This is a genomic window from Zhouia amylolytica (assembly GCF_900116365.1).
Taxonomy (GTDB): Bacteria; Bacteroidota; Bacteroidia; order Flavobacteriales; family Flavobacteriaceae; genus Zhouia; species Zhouia amylolytica.
Window position 1 is genome coordinate 286,186 of sequence record NZ_FPAG01000006.1, and the last position, 16,720, is coordinate 302,905.

Annotated in this window: 15 protein-coding genes; 3 read left to right on the forward strand and 12 right to left on the reverse strand. The window is 36.3% G+C overall.

What is annotated here, in order from left to right; all coding sequences use genetic code 11:
• Positions 1-53 precede the first annotated feature (53 nt).
• Together BM361_RS11615 and BM361_RS11620 are read right to left on the reverse strand one after the other, a co-directional pair.
• Positions 54-2,450, reverse strand: coding sequence for a M56 family metallopeptidase (locus tag BM361_RS11615; RefSeq protein WP_074978960.1), 2,397 nt, complete (start codon positions 2,448-2,450; stop codon positions 54-56).
• A complete protein-coding gene (locus BM361_RS11620; RefSeq protein WP_074978962.1) occupies positions 2,450-2,809 on the reverse strand; it encodes a BlaI/MecI/CopY family transcriptional regulator in 360 nt (119 codons plus the stop codon). The genes BM361_RS11615 and BM361_RS11620 overlap by 1 nt, the downstream gene beginning before the upstream one ends.
• Before the next feature lie 176 nt (positions 2,810-2,985).
• On the opposite strand from BM361_RS11620, the gene BM361_RS11625 reads away from it, so the two are divergent.
• On the forward strand, positions 2,986-3,912 hold the full coding sequence (locus BM361_RS11625; RefSeq protein ID WP_074978964.1) for a calcium/sodium antiporter: 927 nt from the start codon (positions 2,986-2,988) through the stop codon (positions 3,910-3,912).
• A gap of 532 nt (positions 3,913-4,444) precedes the next feature.
• On the opposite strand, the gene BM361_RS11630 is transcribed toward BM361_RS11625, so the two are convergent.
• Positions 4,445-4,708: a hypothetical protein gene (locus tag BM361_RS11630; RefSeq protein ID WP_038261007.1), complete on the reverse strand. Its 264-nt coding sequence runs from the start codon at positions 4,706-4,708 to the stop codon at positions 4,445-4,447.
• A gap of 184 nt (positions 4,709-4,892) precedes the next feature.
• On the opposite strand from BM361_RS11630, the gene BM361_RS11635 reads away from it, so the two are divergent.
• Complete coding sequence (locus BM361_RS11635) at positions 4,893-6,251, forward strand: FAD-dependent oxidoreductase (RefSeq protein WP_074978966.1); 1,359 nt, start codon at positions 4,893-4,895, stop codon at positions 6,249-6,251.
• Between the two features lie 83 nt (positions 6,252-6,334).
• Here the strand turns inward: BM361_RS11635 and BM361_RS11640 are convergent, their stop codons facing one another.
• Both BM361_RS11640 and BM361_RS11645 read right to left on the reverse strand, forming a co-directional pair.
• Positions 6,335-7,114, reverse strand: a complete 780-nt coding sequence (locus BM361_RS11640; protein ID WP_038261012.1) for a zinc ribbon domain-containing protein — start codon at positions 7,112-7,114, stop codon at positions 6,335-6,337.
• A 5-nt stretch (positions 7,115-7,119) separates the two neighbouring features.
• Positions 7,120-8,235: a Nif3-like dinuclear metal center hexameric protein gene (locus BM361_RS11645; RefSeq protein WP_074978968.1), complete on the reverse strand. Its 1,116-nt coding sequence runs from the start codon at positions 8,233-8,235 to the stop codon at positions 7,120-7,122.
• A 45-nt stretch (positions 8,236-8,280) separates the two neighbouring features.
• On the opposite strand from BM361_RS11645, the gene lpxK reads away from it, so the two are divergent.
• Positions 8,281-9,285 carry a tetraacyldisaccharide 4'-kinase gene (lpxK, locus tag BM361_RS11650; RefSeq protein WP_074978969.1) on the forward strand — a complete coding sequence of 335 codons (1,005 nt, stop codon included), beginning with the start codon at positions 8,281-8,283 and terminating at the stop codon, positions 9,283-9,285.
• 91 nt (positions 9,286-9,376) lie between these two features.
• Here lpxK and BM361_RS11655 read toward each other — a convergent pair whose 3' ends face one another.
• From BM361_RS11655 to BM361_RS11685, 7 genes are read right to left on the reverse strand one after another with little or no spacing between them, the layout of a single operon-like run.
• Positions 9,377-11,578 carry a tetratricopeptide repeat-containing hybrid sensor histidine kinase/response regulator gene (locus BM361_RS11655; RefSeq protein ID WP_074978971.1) on the reverse strand — a complete coding sequence of 734 codons (2,202 nt, stop codon included), beginning with the start codon at positions 11,576-11,578 and terminating at the stop codon, positions 9,377-9,379.
• Positions 11,579-11,604: 26 nt separating this feature from the next.
• The gene (gap, locus tag BM361_RS11660; RefSeq protein ID WP_074978973.1) at positions 11,605-12,606 is read right to left on the reverse strand and encodes a type I glyceraldehyde-3-phosphate dehydrogenase; all 1,002 of its coding nucleotides are present in this window, start codon (positions 12,604-12,606) and stop codon (positions 11,605-11,607) included.
• Between the two features lie 55 nt (positions 12,607-12,661).
• A complete protein-coding gene (gene lipA, locus BM361_RS11665) occupies positions 12,662-13,537 on the reverse strand; it encodes a lipoyl synthase (RefSeq protein ID WP_074978974.1) in 876 nt (291 codons plus the stop codon).
• Between the two features lie 49 nt (positions 13,538-13,586).
• Positions 13,587-14,801, reverse strand: coding sequence for an Nramp family divalent metal transporter (locus tag BM361_RS11670; protein WP_175496579.1), 1,215 nt, complete (start codon positions 14,799-14,801; stop codon positions 13,587-13,589).
• On the reverse strand, positions 14,801-15,364 hold the full coding sequence (locus BM361_RS11675) for an RNA polymerase sigma factor (protein ID WP_038261031.1): 564 nt from the start codon (positions 15,362-15,364) through the stop codon (positions 14,801-14,803). The genes BM361_RS11670 and BM361_RS11675 overlap by 1 nt, the downstream gene beginning before the upstream one ends.
• A complete protein-coding gene (locus BM361_RS11680; RefSeq protein WP_074978978.1) occupies positions 15,355-16,464 on the reverse strand; it encodes a glycosyltransferase in 1,110 nt (369 codons plus the stop codon). Before BM361_RS11680 ends, BM361_RS11675 begins: the two co-directional genes overlap by 10 nt.
• A 21-nt stretch (positions 16,465-16,485) precedes the next feature.
• Entirely contained in the window at positions 16,486-16,686 is a 201-nt protein-coding gene (locus BM361_RS11685; RefSeq protein WP_038261036.1) for a hypothetical protein, read from the reverse strand.
• Between the last annotated feature and the right edge of the window lie 34 nt (positions 16,687-16,720).

Genomic DNA, 16,720 nt, shown 5'->3' on the forward strand with positions numbered 1-16,720 from the left:
AGCCTTGAGTTTTCAAGGCTTAAACTACAAAATTTTGTTTATATAGCGTCGTATTAATTAGTGGCAATTGATCTGGCTACAAGTATACCGTCTACCTTACCAATGATAATGTTGGGAATTCCGTCAGGATTGCGCGATGAATCCCAGGTGGCACTCCCGGCAAATTTATTTTCTTTTGATGTATTGGAAACAATTTTAATGGCAGTGATATGCCCGTTTTCATTACGCTCGATACCTGAAATATGATACTCAATTCCTTTTTTCATTAAATCGTCAACATAAGCTTGTATTAATTTGTCGGAGGTACGCTTAGTGATTACAAAGCTACTATGGTCTAAAGGAACTCCTACAGCTAAATTCATATTCTTCTGCGCAGAGTTTTCTTCAGCATTCACACCAACAGATAGTTTCCATGGACTTGCAGCTGTTTTGCTGTTTTTAACCGAGTCGGTTGGATGCCCTTCGACAACTTTCTTCTGTATGCCATATACAACCGTGTCTTTAGTTTGTGTAGCTCCTGTAAAACCTTGAATGGCAACCTTAGCGGGCGTGTTGTTTTTTTGTGGAGAAGAGGAGCCTTGTTGTTTAGTTTTTTGGTTGGTTTTTGCCTTTTTGGTGGTAATGAGTATAACTCCATTTTTTCCTTTTTCTCCATAAACCCGGGTGGCATTTTCTCCTTTAAGGATCTTTACACTTTCAATTTGGTCCGGTGTAATTGTATTTACATTAAAATCTGGCTTTTTTTCTACCCCATCTACCACTATTAATGATTTGATGGTGTTCAGTGTATTGGTGATATTGGTTTCCCCTTGTTTATAAGTTGAAATCTCTATCACGCCATCTTTTCCTTTAGCCCCGTAACGATCAATGGCGTCTTTTCCCTTTAGAATATTCATATGTTTTATTTCTTCCGGCGCAATACTTTTTGGGTCGTAATTGTCTTGTATCTTACCATCTATAACAATTAAGGATGCATCGATTTGATGTTTTGTAATTCCCGGAGCAGTTTTGTAACCAATCTCTTTTATCTTACCATTAGCGTCAAACTCAAAGCTGAAAACCAAATGGCCTATAGGAATTATCCCTTCTATGGATGTCGAACCACTATTTCCGTCCGGACCTTTAAAATTAGAAGCAATGGCTATGATTTCTCCTTTTTCATTACGTTTTACATTGAAGAAAGTGAGTGTTCCGCCGTATTCTTCTTTAAAGGTTCTTACAAAATAGTCGAGCTTTTCATCACTGGTGTTTCTGTTTACCATAAAAATTCTTGATCGATCGTTAACAGGTCCGTATCCCGTTACATAATCTCCGGCTTCATCATATACGTGAAATTTGAAAGCGGGTATGCCATTTTCATGGGTGCCACTATTGTATTTTCCACGACTACCAGTGGATTCAAAAGAAGAATTCAGGCTAACGATTTCATTATTGGCATTGCGATTAACTTCATTAAAAGTTAACGCTATGCCTGTATTTTCTTTTATGAACCTTATTTGTTCGCTTAAATAGGTGTCGGTTGAATTTTTGTCGACAACGACATTGAAAGCTGTTTGTTTACTGCTTGAGGTCGTTTTGATCTGCGCTATAGTTTCTGTATTGAGCGTGTAAATAAACAGAACTAACAACGGGACTACCGATAGATATTTCCATAAAAACAGGCGCTTCGATTTTTGTTTGTTCAGCATAACGATTCGTTTTTTGATTGATGAATTAAAGGTATTGATGATGTTTAATTGATGAATATTGATATTGGATGATTGTTCCAATAAGAGGTATTGGTATTCTTTTTTATTACCCCATACTTCCAGGGTGGCTTTGTCTGCTATAAATTCAAGATTTTCATTAGTTGCCTTTTTGTAAAGCCAGGCAATCGGATTGAACCATTGAAAAATGCAAATTAAATGCGTTAAGAGCATATCGGCAGAATGTTTTTGAAAAGCATGTGCCTTTTCGTGACTCAGTACCGCGTCCAACTCTGCATCAGTGATGGTACTGTTGATGACAATATAATTGAAGAAGGAAAACGGAGCTTCCACGCAATCCGCTTCAATAATGGTGTATTGATCTGTTTTGTAACGGGTTCCTGATTTAAGGACTCTTACTAATGAGAGCAACTGTATGATAAATCTGGAAGCAAAAAATAACACCCCGATGCCATAAATGATTTGCATAACCTCATATGGGGTTAATGAACTTTCTTCTGGAAGTTGCAAGGGCTGCGTTCCATGTGTGGTTGCTAAAACTGGGTCTACTATAGTAGGGGCATCAATATAAACTATTTCAGTAACGATCCAAAGTGGCAGAAATAATGCAACCAGAATGCCTGTTAATAAGAAGGCACGGTTGAGATTCAGAAAGGTGCTCTTTTGCAATAGAACACGATAACTAGCATAAAAAACTGCTAATAGGAGTGCGCTTTTGGACAGGTATATGTAAAAATCAGGCATTACTTCTTCCTTTCTATTTCGTTAATGATCTCCTTTAACTCTTCTACACTTATTTTTCTTTCATTCGCAAAAAAGGAGACTAAGCTTTTATATGAATTGTTGAAGTAGTCGCTCATGGCATTGCTCATGAATTTCTTCCTGTAATCTTCCTTCTTTACAACAGGAAAATATTGAAAGGTATTGCCATAGGCATTATGAGAAACATATCCCTTTTCTTCCAGATTCCTGATGATGGTTGAAAGCGTATTGTAATGAGGCTTGTTTTCTGTGAATTCAGCTAAAATGTCTTTAACAAAAGCTTTTTCAAGCTTCCAAAGCATTTTCATGACTTCTTCTTCTTTATTGGTGAGTTTCTGCATTGCCCGGCATTTTATAATTCCTTGTTTCCAAAGAATAATGGATTGATGTGTTCAAATGTATAACTAAAAAAATAGTTACGCAACTATAAAACTAGTTATTTAACTAAATAAATAGTTTTTATTCTGGATACATACAATGAAAACTTACTCCTATCTTCGCATAAATTTAAAAATACATGAATATACTTTTAATTGTTGGGGGGTTAGTATTGTTGATATTAGGGGGTAATTGGTTGTTGAAAGCTGCCGTTGCTCTTTCGTTAAAATTAGAAATACCAAAGATTGTGATCGGTATGACGGTGGTGTCGTTTGCAACATCCGCCCCGGAGTTAATTGTGAGTGTAAATGCTGCTCTTGAAGGTTTCCCTGATATCGCAATGGGTAATGTTATAGGGTCTAATATAGCCAATTTAGGATTGGTTTTGGGAATAACAGTCATGTTAACCACGATCGATGTAGAGCGAAGTTTTTACAAAACCGACTGGCCTGTAATGATGTTAGCGTCAATACTATTGTACCTGTTTGTGTTTTATGATGATGTTTTAAGCAGGGTAGAAGGGGTTATCCTTTTTACCGCTTTAATTGCATTTTTAGTATACCTGTTGAAGTTTCAGAAGCCTGCGGTGGTTGATGATTATGCTGAGGATGATGAGCCTTTAGAACTTTATAAGGTTGTGTTGTTTTTGGTGTTGGGTGGTGTAGCCCTTTGGGGTGGTTCAGAATCTTTAATTAGAGGAGCAGTTGGAATGGCAGAATCCTTTGGCGTTAGTAAAAGGGTCATTGCTATTACCGTGGTATCAATTGGAACCAGCATACCTGAATTAGCTGCATCAGTTATTGCGGTTATGAAACGGGAGAAAGCCATTTCTTTAGGGAACCTGATAGGGTCGAATGTATTTAATATCCTGGCGGTTTTAGGAATTACCTCTATGGTCCACCCTATTACCGTAGATAAAGCTTTTTCAAGTGATTTGTACTGGATGCTGGCATTTGCTTTTGTGGTGCTTCCTTTGGTATTTCTTCCTAAAGGTTTGCGCCTAGGGTGGCGAGATGGTTTGGTTTTATTGGGGAGCTATGTGTTCTTTGTCTACCTAACCATATAACGCCGGGACTAAATATTCTTTGAACAAGAAGAAGCCTTCTGTTGTAAACACGCTCGTCAGATGTTTTTCGGTCCATATAGAAGACAATATTCAGGCTTAGTATTCCTTAGATGAAATACATTAATAACTGCTTTAAGGTACTCTAGGCCCGGTGCAAAGGTATGGATACAGTATAGATAGAGTATGGATACAGTATGGTTGAAGTAAAGATAAAAGGATGGACAGCTTCAATACTTACAACATACAGAAAGCCCCCTAAAACATCGAAATATTAAAGGGGGCACTCAAACCTAAACCTACTTTATGAATATAAAATTACCTGCTATTTCTATAAAAACCCTTTGAAGTGATCCAAAGGGTTTTTGGAGAGGGTTATATAAAAACGCTTTAAAAAAGCGGTAATTTTCTAAAACTATTACAATTTATATACGGTGGCTTATAGGTCGTTGGACCACAGAGGAAGTGTTAAACTTTTATTAAAGAAAAAGAGGTCAATTAATGACCTCTTTAAGCGCTGTATTTTGTTGGTGTATTACTCCATTGCAGGAGGGTTTACTTTTTTATCTAATGCGTTAATTCGTTCTTGATATTCATTAATGGCTTCTCTTACCATATCAACATTGTCGGAGGCTCTTTGATGAGCGTCTTCCATAACTTTTTCGAGCTTAGGATCTGGGTGTTGGAAGAGGTCAGTGATTACATGATTGATCTTGTCAATACTACTTTCCTGCGTGTTTTTGATGTCTTCTAACTTTGAAATAATCTTACGCATTCTATTTAATTTCTCTGCACTCATAATGTATAAGTTTTTTTATAATATACGATTTTTTTAGCAAATGGTTAGATGTCAATTGTTTAAGGTTGTTCGCGTAATGGTTGTCTTGTGGGGTTTTAATAGCTAATAAATTATAAATCGCTACCTTTGCTAGGTACTCGTTCTGACGCTGATCATAACGAGACTTTTTATATAAAAACCAGAGATGCAGACACCCAAAAAGATTGCCATTGTTGGTAGTGGATTAGTAGGAAGCCTTTTAGCTATTTATTTAAGAAATAGAGGACATGTTGTAGATGTATATGATCGAAGGCCTGATATAAGAAAGGTAGAATTTTCCGGACGCTCCATTAACCTGGCAATGTCTCCAAGAGGCTGGAGAGCCCTGGAAGCTGTGGGGATTGATGAGGAGATTAAAAAAATTGCTATTCCGATGGATAAGAGAGCAATCCATACTCCTGATAAGCCTATGTATTATCAGTATTATGGAAAGGAAGGTGAGGCAATCTATTCTATTTCCCGTGGTGTTTTAAATCGAAGAATGATTGATCTTGCCGAAGCTGCAGGAGCTCGGTTTATTTTTAATAGTAAGGTATGGGATGTCTCCCTTTCAGAAGCTACCGTTCAGGTAGGCGAATCGGAAAAAGGGGAGTGGACTCCAAATAAATATGATCTTGTTTTTGGTGCTGATGGAGCGTTTTCTCGCGTTCGTCATAAAATGCAACGTCAGAGTATGTTTAATTATAGTCAGCATTTTTTAGATGTTGGCTATAAAGAATTAACCATCCCAAAAAATGACGACGGTACGCATAAACTCAATAAGAACTCTTTGCACATCTGGCCGAGAGGTAATTTCATGTTTATAGCCTTACCTAATTTAGATGGAAGTTTTACATGTACACTGTTTCTGCCGTTTAAAGGTGAGAATTCGTTTGAAGTATTAAATTCCGAAGCCAAAGTAGCTTCGTTTTTTAAAGAGTTTTTCCCTGATGTGGTTGATGTGATCCCAAATCTGGTTGAGGACTTCTTTAAAAACCCTACAAGCTTCTTGGTGACTACAAAATGTTATCCGTGGACTTATAAAGATAAAGTGGCTTTGATTGGAGATGCCGCCCATGCGATCGTTCCATTTTATGGTCAGGGAATGAATGCTGGGTTTGAAGATATTACTGTGCTGAATGATTTGATGAATTTGCATAATGATGATTGGAGCCAGATATTTAAATCCTATCAAGAAGCCAGAAAACCAAATGCAGATGCTATAGCTACATTGAGTTACAGGAACTTTATGGAAATGAGTAATAAAACGGCTGATGAAAATTTCATTCTAAGAAAGAAGATAGAAGCGTGGTTCTATGATAAACATCCTGAGTTATGGGTGCCCTTATATACGCGAGTTACATTTTCTGAACGATCGTACGCTGAAGCTTTAGAGTTTGGAGATTTTCAGAAAGAAATCATGGATGAGGTAATGGAATTGGAAGGGATTGAGGAAGACTGGAAGAATGAAGAGGTGGAGCAGTATATACTGAATAAGTTAAAGGAGAAAGAACATTTAGTTTGATAAAATTAAATGAATGTTTTATCCATTAAAAAAGCCACTAGAAATAGTGGCTTTTTTAATTGTATATGAATTTCTACACTATCTTAGATAGTAGCAAAAATACTTTCCATTTTTTCTTTTTCTTCCTCAGCTAAAGCAGGGTCAACAAGAATTCGACCACTATGCTCGTCGGTAATGATTTTTTTGCGAGAAGCAATTTCCATTTGAACCTGAGGTGGAATAGTAAAGAACGAACCTGCAGATGCTCCTCTTTCGATTGAAACTACTGCAAGACCATTTTTAACACTTCCTCTGATTCTTTTGTAAGCATTAAGTAATCGGTCTTCAATTAAGTTTTCAAACTCTTCACTTTTCTTGATAAGCGCTTCTTCTTCTTTTTCAGTTTCAGCTAAAATATCATCTAATTCACTTTTCTTGTGTTTTAGATGGCTTTCACGTTCATTAAGACGTTCTTTAGTTTGCTTAATTACTTCTTTCTTTTGTTCAATTTGAGCTTTGAACTCCTTGATGTGCTTTTCAGCTAATTGAATTTCTAATTCCTGAAACTCAACCTCTTTAGATAAAGAGTTATACTCTCTGTTATTTCGAACATTTTTTTGTTGTTCTGAGTACTTTTTGATTAAGCTTTTGGCTTCTTCGATCAGGTTTTTCTTGTTGCTGATCTCAGTGTTGAGGTTTTCAAGTTCTGAATTCAACTTTTCGATTCGGGTTTTTAACCCCTCAACTTCATCTTCAAGATCTTCTACCTCTAGTGGAAGTTCACCGCGTACATTTCTGATTTCATCTATTCGAGAATCAACTAATTGAAGGTCAAATAGTGTGCGTAATTTTTCTTCTACTGTTACTTCTTTTTTGGTTGCCATATGTTTTAAAAATACTTGACAGGATTCGTATTGCAATCTGAAATTATGATCTTACCTAAGGGTAAGGCAGGTGCAAAATTAGGAATTTTTTCCGTAAGATACTCAAATAAAAGATTTTTTGTGTACTGTTCGGTTTCATAATGACCAATATCGGCTATTATGATTTTATCCTCAGCTCTAAAAAAGTCGTGATATTTTACATCGCCTGTGATATAGATATCTGCTCCGTGTTTCTTAGCTGCTTCTATTCCAAAGGCGCCACTTCCCCCTAAAACGGCCACTTTTTTAATTTTATTACCCAATAATTTGGAATGTCGTATGCATTCGGTGTTCATTTTCTTTTTGAGTTCGTTTAAAAATGTAACCTCTTCGAGTGGCGTTTCAAGCTCTCCTATCATACCGATACCAATATGTTGATTTAGGTTCTCCAGCTTAGTTATTTCGTAGGCAACTTCTTCATATGGGTGGGTTTTAAATAATGCTTTCAAAATTTTTCCTTCACTATGTTTGGAATAGGTTACCCCGATCTGGGTTTCAGGCTCATAATGAGTTACACCTTTGGTTCCAATAACGGGATTTGAATTTTCATTTCCTTTAAATGATCCTTTTCCTTCAACATTAAAACTGCAGTTATCGTAGTTGCCTATGCTTCCTGCTCCGGCTTCAAATAATGCCTGACGAAGTTTTTCAGCATCTGCGGTAGGTACAAAAGTAGTTAGCTTTTTTATGGTGCTTTTTTGAGGAATTAATACACTTCTGTTTTTTAGACCTAATCGTTGGCATATTTTAGCATTAACTCCTTCAAAATGATTGTCAAGAGCTGTATGAATGGCATAAATAGCTATATCGTTTTTAATAGCTTTAAGAACCGTGCGTTCTACGTAATTGGAACCATTGATTTTTTTTAATCCGCTGAAAACTATTGGATGGAAGCTGAGGATGAAGTTGCAATCCTTTTCGATAGCTTCGTCCACGACAGCCTCCAGGGTGTCAAGTGTTATAAGAATTCCCTTGAGTTCTGCCTGGGCGTCTCCAACCAATAAACCGACGTTATCAAAGTCTTCAGCATAGGATAATGGAGCATATTCTTCAATATTATTAATAAGGTCTTGTATAATCATCTATTCCATTTTTTTTCAAAGATAAAATATTATACTTTCGCCTTCATGTGGCAATTTCGAAAAATACTTTTGCCTTTTTCATGGCTTTACGGATGGGTGATCCGATTAAGACATCTATTATACGATAAAGGATTCATAAAAGCAAAATCATATAGCATCCCTATTATATGTATAGGGAATTTAAGCGTTGGTGGTACGGGAAAGACTCCAATGACTGAGTACTTTATTAATTTGTTGAAGACTGATTTTAATATCGCCGTATTGAGCAGGGGTTATAAAAGGAAATCTAAAGGGTTTCTGCTTGCAGATCAAAAGACCACTGTAGAGATGCTTGGTGATGAACCGTTTCAATATTATACAAAGTTTAAGGGGGTTCATGTTGCCGTGGATGCTGATAGACAACATGGGATAGAAACGCTTCAAAAACTTTGTAATCCTGATTGTGTGATTCTTGATGATGCTTTCCAGCATCGCAAGGTTGTTGCTGGAATGAATATATTGCTTACCACATATAATGACTTGTATGTCGATGATTTATTATTGCCAGCAGGAAATTTAAGAGATGTGGTTAACAGGGCTGATAACGCGGATGTTATTGTTGTAACTAAATGTCCGGAAAAGTTGTCTAAAGAAGATAAGGATCTGGTGACAAAACGAATTGGTCTATGTCAACATCAGAAGATCTATTTTTCTAAAATAGTTTATTCTACCCTGATTTATTCAGAGCGAGAGCGTCATTCACTGGCTTTTCTCAAAGGGAAAACTTTTACCTTGGTTACCGGAATTGCGAACCCTCAACCTTTAACTTCTTATCTCGAGAGCTTAGGTCTTGTTTTTGAACATATCGACTATCCTGATCATCATCATTTTTCTGAAAAGGAGATAGGCATTTTAAAGGAGCGATCGCTTATACTGACTACTGAGAAAGACTATGTGCGCTTAAAAGGTCGGGTAGATAATTTGTTTTTCCTTCCAATTCACAATGAGTTTTTATTTGAAGAAGGGGGAGATTTTGATCATGAGGTGTTGAATTACATAAAAAAAGCGTAACAATATTGTTACGCTTTTCTTTTCTAGCTAACCAATTCAAATTATTCTTTGAGAACAAATCTGAAAAAGATAGCATCAAGTATTGTGCCAATTATAGGTTTACCTTGATGTTTTTTACCACATTGTGAGCAATTTTCTTGTAGAAGACTTCTGGTTTGAATGGTTTTGTGATGACATCATTACAACCTGCTTCATAAAAATCATCTTTACTTTCATCCAGGGATATTGCGGTAAGGGCAATGATTGGGATAGTTTTATTAAACTTTCTTATTTCCTGCGTAGCTTTCAATCCACTAATACCCGGCATGTGTATATCCATTAATATAGCATCGTATGAGCCTTTCTTGGCCTTTTCGATAGCCTGGTACCCATCACTCGCTATGTCGCACTTCATGCTTTTTTTCGCTAGCATCTTTTGAGTAATTACCTGATTGATCTTATTGTCTTCAACTACCAGGATATTCAGATTTGCGTAGAGCTCTTCCTGAACTTTGGTTGGAGCTTTAATCAATTCTTTTATTTCATTATCCGGTAATTCGAAGGTAATATCAAATAAGAATGTGCTCCCTTTACCTATTTCACTATTTACGGTAATTTGACTATTGTATAGTGTTAATAGGCTTTTTACAATAGTTAATCCAAGTCCTGTACCACCATATTTTCGGTTGATTTGCTCAGACCCTTGAGAGAAACTATCAAATATATTCTTTTGCATCTCTTCTGAAATACCAATACCTTCATCCTGAACTTCAAAATGGATCGTTGTTTCGGAGTTTGAGGTGTTTAATATTTTGGCTGAAAGGGTAACACTACCATTCTCAGTAAACTTTAAAGCATTGCCTACAAGGTTAATGAAGATTTGAGATAATTTCAGCGGATCTCCTATAATCATTTCCGGAATTTTCTCATCGATATCCAGAACGATCTTATTATTTCTTTCTTTTGCCGGTTGCTGCAGCGAATCAACGACCTTGGATAGTACCTGTCTGAAATCGAACGGATACTTATCTAAGGATAGTTTGTTAGCTTCGATCTTATTAATTTGGAGGATATCATTAATAAAATTTAAAAGATATTCACCAGAATATTTTAATGACTTTAAATGCTCTTTTTGACTTTCTTTAGGGTCTTCTTCCAGTAGCAGGTGGGTTAATCCTGTAACAGCATATAGTGGCGTGCGTAATTCGTGACTAACCGTTGAAAGAAATTGAGCTTTGGCCTGCATAGCTCTTTCTGCAGAATCTTTGGCTACCTGTAGCTCTAAATTCTTTTTAAGCAACAGATCATTTGTTTTAAACTTGATCTGATTATTTCTGTAAAGGGATATAGTCAATAATGAGATAATAATTAACAAGGCAGAGCTCAAAACTGAAGTGAGTTTAGAGATGTTTACGGTTTGTTCTTGTTTAACGGCATCTTTTTTCAGCTGATCATTCAGTCTGGTTAAAAATTCAAGTTGACTATTTTTAGCTTCTTGAGTTTGAGAGGTCAGAATTTTGTTTGAAAAATAGGTGCTATTAATAGCTTCTGCCTGTTTTAGATATTCCAGGGCTAATTCGTACTTTCTTTCTTTTTCGAAGAGTTCTGAAGCTAGTTTGCTTGCTTCATACTTTAATTTCATAAAGCCTCTTTCGTTTACGATTGTGAGTAGCCGTGTTAAATGTAGTTCTGTGTTTTCAAGATAATTTTTATGGAGATCTATTCTGGCAAGATGTATTAAAATCTTGGCCGTGAGATATTCTTTTTCCGGACCTGTTTGATATGGTAATAATTTTTGAAAATTTCGCTTCGCCCTATTTAGATTATCTAAATGCAGGTACATGATCCCTTCATTTAGAATCACTAAATCGTTTGTGGCAGCATCTCTTCTTGGAATATTCTTTTTGGCCTCCTCAATTAGTTGAAGGGCTTGAATCTCTTGTCCTTCCTGAGCTAAATATATGGCCTCATAACTTTTAGAAATGGCTTCACCTTTTTTATATTCATAGAAATTCAAGGCTCTCTTCGCCGTTTCGATGTATACCTTTACTTTGTCAAATTGTTCGTAATCAAGATAGAGCTCGGTGTAGAGATTGCAAATGTTAATCAAGGATTCGGAATCGTCTGCAGATGTAGCCGTTTCATAGGCATCACTTAGCGCCTTTATGGCCTTATTAAACTCTCCTTTGTTTTTATACTTATAAAAGCTGAAGTCTGAACTGTTGATGGTGTCTGAAGCAATATTGCCAGCATGAACCAAGCCCATCAGGGGCAGAATTAGAAATGCGGTAATATGTAGCAAAATTTGCTTCATTGGTAAGGTTTGTTCTGTAAATATAACTAATTCTTATTTATGTAATTAATTAAATCTACGATTCTGTTGCTATAACCGTATTCATTATCGTACCAACCGATAATTTTTACCATCTTTCCGATTACTGAAGTCATTTGTGCGTCAAATATACATGAGTGTGGGTTTCCTATAACGTCTACGGATACAATTGGGTCCTCAGTATAGCTTAAAATGCCTTTTAAATTACCTTCTGAAGCCTTTTTAAAAGCCTGATTGATTTCTTTAATAGTCACATCTCTTTTAACATTAAAGGTGATATCGGTAAGAGAACCATCAGGTACAGGAACCCTGATTCCGCATCCGCCAATTGCATCGCTAATTTCAGGAAATATTTTGGTGAGCGCTTTTGCGGCCCCTGTCGTAGTAGGTACTATAGATTGATTAGCCCCCCTTGCACGGCGAAGGTCTTTATGGGGTTGATCGTGTAAGCTTTGGTCTGTGGTATACGAATGTACAGTTGTGATATAAGCTTGTTCAATGCCGCATAACTCTTGAATAATCCTTATCATCGGAGCTGCATTATTCGTAGTACAGGAAGCGTTTGAAATGATACGCTCTGAGCCATCTAAAATGTTTTCATTTATGCCCATTACAATCATTTTAATGTCATCATCAATTGGCGGTACTGAAAGAATTACCTTCTTGGCTCCATTTTTAATATGATATTCTAATTCCTTTCGCTCTTTAAATTTGCCTGAGCTTTCAATTACAACATCAACATTGTAGGCATCCCAGTTTAGGTCTTCAATTTTATTGATCTGGGTTAAGGGGAACAGGACGTCGTTTACGATAATTCCTTTTTCGTTATAATCAACCTCTTTATCAAGTACTCCATGAACGCTGTCGTATTTAACAAGGTGACTTAGGGTTCTGCTGTCTGCTAAATCATTAATTGCAACGATATTAATATTGGGTTGATCAAGGAGAAGTCTGAATAAAGTTCTGCCAATTCTCCCAAATCCATTGATTGCTACATTAATTTCTTTCATATTCTTAATTAAAAAATCCCGCCTTAGCGGGATAAAAGTAATTAATTACATTTTTTTATTCGATGTGTTTGTGCGCTTTGTAAGAGGAGCGTACCAAAGCTCCACTCTCTACATGGCGGAAACCAAGTTCTAAACCTATTTCTTCGTACTTCTTAAATTGGTCAGGAGTAATGAATTGATTTACCGGCAGGTGTTTTTTCGAAGGTTGTAAATATTGACCAATGGTAACGATATCTACATTCGCTGCTCTCAAATCATGTAAAGTTTGAATGACTTCATCTTCTTTTTCTCCCAGACCTAACATGATTCCTGATTTGGTTCTGTTGATCCCTTGGTTTTTTAAATATTTAAGGACTTCAAGGCTACGATCGTATTTTGCTTGAATTCTAACCTCACGGGTTAGCCTTCGAACCGTTTCCATATTATGAGAAACTACTTCCGGAGCCACTTCTACGATACGGTCGAGATGTTTTTCAATTCCCTGAAAATCCGGAATTAAGGTCTCTAACGTAGTATTCGGGTTCATTCTGCGAATAGCCTTTACTGTTTCGGCCCAGATTATAGATCCCATATCTTTAAGATCATCTCTGTCGACAGAAGTAATAACAGCATGTTTGATATTCATTAACTTTATAGACCGCGCTACTTTTTCGGGTTCTGCCCAATCTACCGTTTCGGGCCTGCCTGTTTTTACCCCGCAAAACCCACACGATCGAGTACATACATTACCTAAAATCATAAAGGTTGCTGTTCCTTCACCCCAGCATTCCCCCATATTAGGGCAACTTCCAGAGGTGCAAATGGTATGCAGGTTATATTTGTCTACAAGTCCTCTTAGTTCTGTATATTTTTTTCCGGTTGGAAGTTTAACACGCAGCCATTTAGGTTTGCCTTTTGGAGGTGCTACACTTTCAGCTGTATTTATACTCATAGTGAAAATTTTGAGCTACAAAGATACAAACTAAACTTTGAATAAAGTCTTAAAGCGTTGTTAGATACCAAATGCTAAATACTAATAAAAATATAATGCCGAGATAACTTATAATTTTCAGAGGAATGCTCGGTTGCCATTCTTTTGGCGTGTGTTTAGAAGAGATTAATGCAAAGTTCATTATGGCGTAGAATGGGGCGGTAATAAAAGATAATATAGTGGCGATTTCTATAAGAGTTTTCATTTCCGATAAGAAAAACAATAGAATTGATATCGTGCCTACAACCAGTAATATAATCCAGAAAAGGTAGGCATTCTTATGTTGCTTGTTGGTTATGAGTTCGCTACATCTTACCATTGATCTCGGCGAAGCATCTAAGGTGGTCAATGTGGTGCTAAACATGGTTGTAAATGCTGCTATGGCAATGATTAGATAGCTGTAGCCTCCGAGATTCTCGGTGTAAAGATTAATGAGTTGGGAGGCAAATTGAGAGGCTCCGGATGCAAAGGAGTTCCCCGTGTCATGCATAACCAATGCTCCTAAACTTATAAAAAAGAGCCCCAGAAAAATGGTACTGGTATAGCCAATGTTAAAATCGAATAGAGACCTTTTGGTGTCATAACTCTGTGTTATTTTCTTTTTTTCCAAGACCCATAGAGATTGCCAGATTGATACGTCCAGGGGAGCTGGCATCCATCCCATAAATGCAATTAAAAATGTGAGACCGATAAGGTCAGTTGGGATTACTTGCTTAAAGCTATACGGTTCATGATAATTATAAATGGCAACAATTACGGCCATAATGGTACTAATGGAAAGAGTACAGACAATAATTTTCATCAAATTATCCAAAAGTTTATACTTCCCCAGGAGTAAAATGGATAAACAAATCAGGGTTATGATGATGCTCCAAATGACAGGATTAGGAGTGATTCCGAATAAGTTAGCGGCCAAACCTGCTGTAACTATGGTAACTGCAGTTTGAATGGTAAACATGGTGGCAAATGTTATAATGAAGTAAGCTATTAATGCCCATTTACCTATTTTTTTATAACCATCTAAAAGCGTTTCTCCGGTGGCCATTGCATATCTTGGACCATATTGAAAGAAGGGATATTTAAATAAGTGGACTAATAGCAGGGCCCAAACAAGTGTAAAGCCATAATCAGCACCTGCACGGGTAGATTGAACTAAGTGAGATACCCCGATAGCAGCTCCCGCAAATAGAAGTCCGGGTCCGAGTTTTTGTAAAAAAGATCGCATTATTTATTAGTGATAATTTCAGCGAGGAGTTTTTTAGCTCTTAGCAGCTTTACTTTAATATTGTTGAGAGGTTCGTCTAGTTTTTGTGCTATTTCTTCATAAGTGAGTTCCTGAAAATATCTTAAATTAATGACTTCCTGGTAATGAGGTTTAAGTTTTTTAATGTACCTGAGAAGTTTGCTTAAGTTCTGTTCACGAATAAGGATATCTTCTGCACTTGGCGTATCATCAGCGATGTTGTACATCTCGTCATCATTTTCATGAGAGCTATGATGGATGATGCGTGATTTTTGCTTCCTTAGGAGGTCTATATGGATGTTTTTGCCTATGGTGATTAACCAGGTTTTAAATTTGTAAGAATCATCGAAAGATTCAATTTTATCAAAAGCTCTAGAAAAGGTTCTGATGGTAATGTCTTCAGCATCATTTTCGTTCTTTGTTCTAAGAAGTAAAAAGCCGTAGACATCATTCCAGAATGTATCTAATAAGAAGTTAAACGCTTTTTGGTTTCCTTGTTTGGCTTTTAGGATATTTTCCCGGATAATTTCAGAATTTATCTCCAATTGGTAGGTTTTGAAATAATGTTAGATATAAATATAAGAAATTGAAAAAATATCAAAAGGATTTCATAAAAAGGAAGTGCCCAAAGTAACGAAGTTTCTTCTAGTTTTTTAGCTATAGGGATGTAAATACTGTATACAATAATCCAACGGAGTAAGATTAAGCCAATAACCACGGGGATCTTATATTGTAGAATGATAAGTAATATGGCTAATGGAATGAAAAGTAATTGGGATGTGTAATAGATGTTTATAAGAGCTCTGTGTTTGCTCTTGTATTTTTTAATTAAGGCGTATTCTGATTTTTTATGATCAATCCAGGTTTCGAAGGAGTCTGTCGATATGGACTCTGTGAAACTATCCTTGCTGTAGATCAACGAGGTGTTTTTTGAGGTTGCTGCCTGATTTATAAATAATTGATCTTCGCCATTGCTGATATCAATATGATTTATAAATCCACTATTGTTGAAAAATTCATCTTTATGATAGGCTAGGTTCTTACCATTTCCAGAAACGGGGATACCGCTTAAAAGGTAAGAAAATCTGTGGGTGGTAGCTACCAGGTTTTCAAAGCGAATGAATGCATTTAATAATGATTTTTTTATCTTTTTAAATGCGCTATAACCTAGAATTATGGTTTTTTCGGCATCAAATTTTGAGGCGATTTCTAATAACCAATGATCCGAATCAGGTTTGCAGTTGATTTCAGTAAATACCAAATGATTGTATTTGGCTGCTTTTATACCAAGTGTTAATGCGTATTTTTTCTTGCCCCAGAATGCTTCATTGTTTTTAACATTAACAATTTTAATTTGTGGGTACTTATCAGCAAATGACTCCATGATGTCTAATGAATCATCATATGAGTCGTAGTTGATTAATACGAGCTCAAACTCAGGATAATTTTGTGATAGAATGTAAGGTAGATTTTCCTTAAGATCTTCAGCCTGATTCTTGATGAATATAATTATGGATATAGCAGGTACTGATTCTTTTTTAGCAGCTGTTTCTTTGTGAAAAGCAAATCTTCTAAAGAAGAATAAAAGATAAAATATTTGAATTGCAATGACTGCTACAAAGGCGTAGAGTAGTGGTGCTGGCATATGTAACTTGTAACGTTACGGTTAGTTAAGTTGTTCTTTTTTACAATCTTGCTCTTCAGGCAATTTACCGCAAAAACCACAGGCTTCACCTTCTTTGTTTAAGAAAGGGGACTGGCTTGCGCAGGTGCCGGCAAATTTACCGTCTTTTTTAGCCCATATTTTAATGGCGATTCCTGCAAATGCAAGGCCTAATAATACTATGCTTATAAGTACAAGTTTCATGACAATTAATCTTTGATGCAAAACTACAAAAATT

Excerpts from the sequence above, each read along its gene's own strand:
- BM361_RS11615 (WP_074978960.1), bottom strand. The coding sequence starts at position 2,450 with ATGCCTGATTTTTACATATACCTGTCCAAAAGCGCACTCCTATTAGCA.
- BM361_RS11620 (WP_074978962.1), bottom strand. The coding sequence starts at position 2,809 with ATGCAGAAACTCACCAATAAAGAAGAAGAAGTCATGAAAATGCTTTGG.
- BM361_RS11625 (WP_074978964.1), top strand. The coding sequence starts at position 2,986 with ATGAATATACTTTTAATTGTTGGGGGGTTAGTATTGTTGATATTAGGG.
- BM361_RS11630 (WP_038261007.1), bottom strand. The coding sequence starts at position 4,708 with ATGAGTGCAGAGAAATTAAATAGAATGCGTAAGATTATTTCAAAGTTA.
- BM361_RS11635 (WP_074978966.1), top strand. The coding sequence starts at position 4,893 with ATGCAGACACCCAAAAAGATTGCCATTGTTGGTAGTGGATTAGTAGGA.
- BM361_RS11640 (WP_038261012.1), bottom strand. The coding sequence starts at position 7,114 with ATGGCAACCAAAAAAGAAGTAACAGTAGAAGAAAAATTACGCACACTA.
- BM361_RS11645 (WP_074978968.1), bottom strand. The coding sequence starts at position 8,235 with ATGATTATACAAGACCTTATTAATAATATTGAAGAATATGCTCCATTA.
- lpxK (WP_074978969.1), top strand. The coding sequence starts at position 8,281 with ATGTGGCAATTTCGAAAAATACTTTTGCCTTTTTCATGGCTTTACGGA.
- BM361_RS11655 (WP_074978971.1), bottom strand. The coding sequence starts at position 11,578 with ATGAAGCAAATTTTGCTACATATTACCGCATTTCTAATTCTGCCCCTG.
- gap (WP_074978973.1), bottom strand. The coding sequence starts at position 12,606 with ATGAAAGAAATTAATGTAGCAATCAATGGATTTGGGAGAATTGGCAGA.
- lipA (WP_074978974.1), bottom strand. The coding sequence starts at position 13,537 with ATGAGTATAAATACAGCTGAAAGTGTAGCACCTCCAAAAGGCAAACCT.
- BM361_RS11670 (WP_175496579.1), bottom strand. The coding sequence starts at position 14,801 with ATGCGATCTTTTTTACAAAAACTCGGACCCGGACTTCTATTTGCGGGA.
- BM361_RS11680 (WP_074978978.1), bottom strand. The coding sequence starts at position 16,464 with ATGCCAGCACCACTACTCTACGCCTTTGTAGCAGTCATTGCAATTCAA.
- BM361_RS11685 (WP_038261036.1), bottom strand. The coding sequence starts at position 16,686 with ATGAAACTTGTACTTATAAGCATAGTATTATTAGGCCTTGCATTTGCA.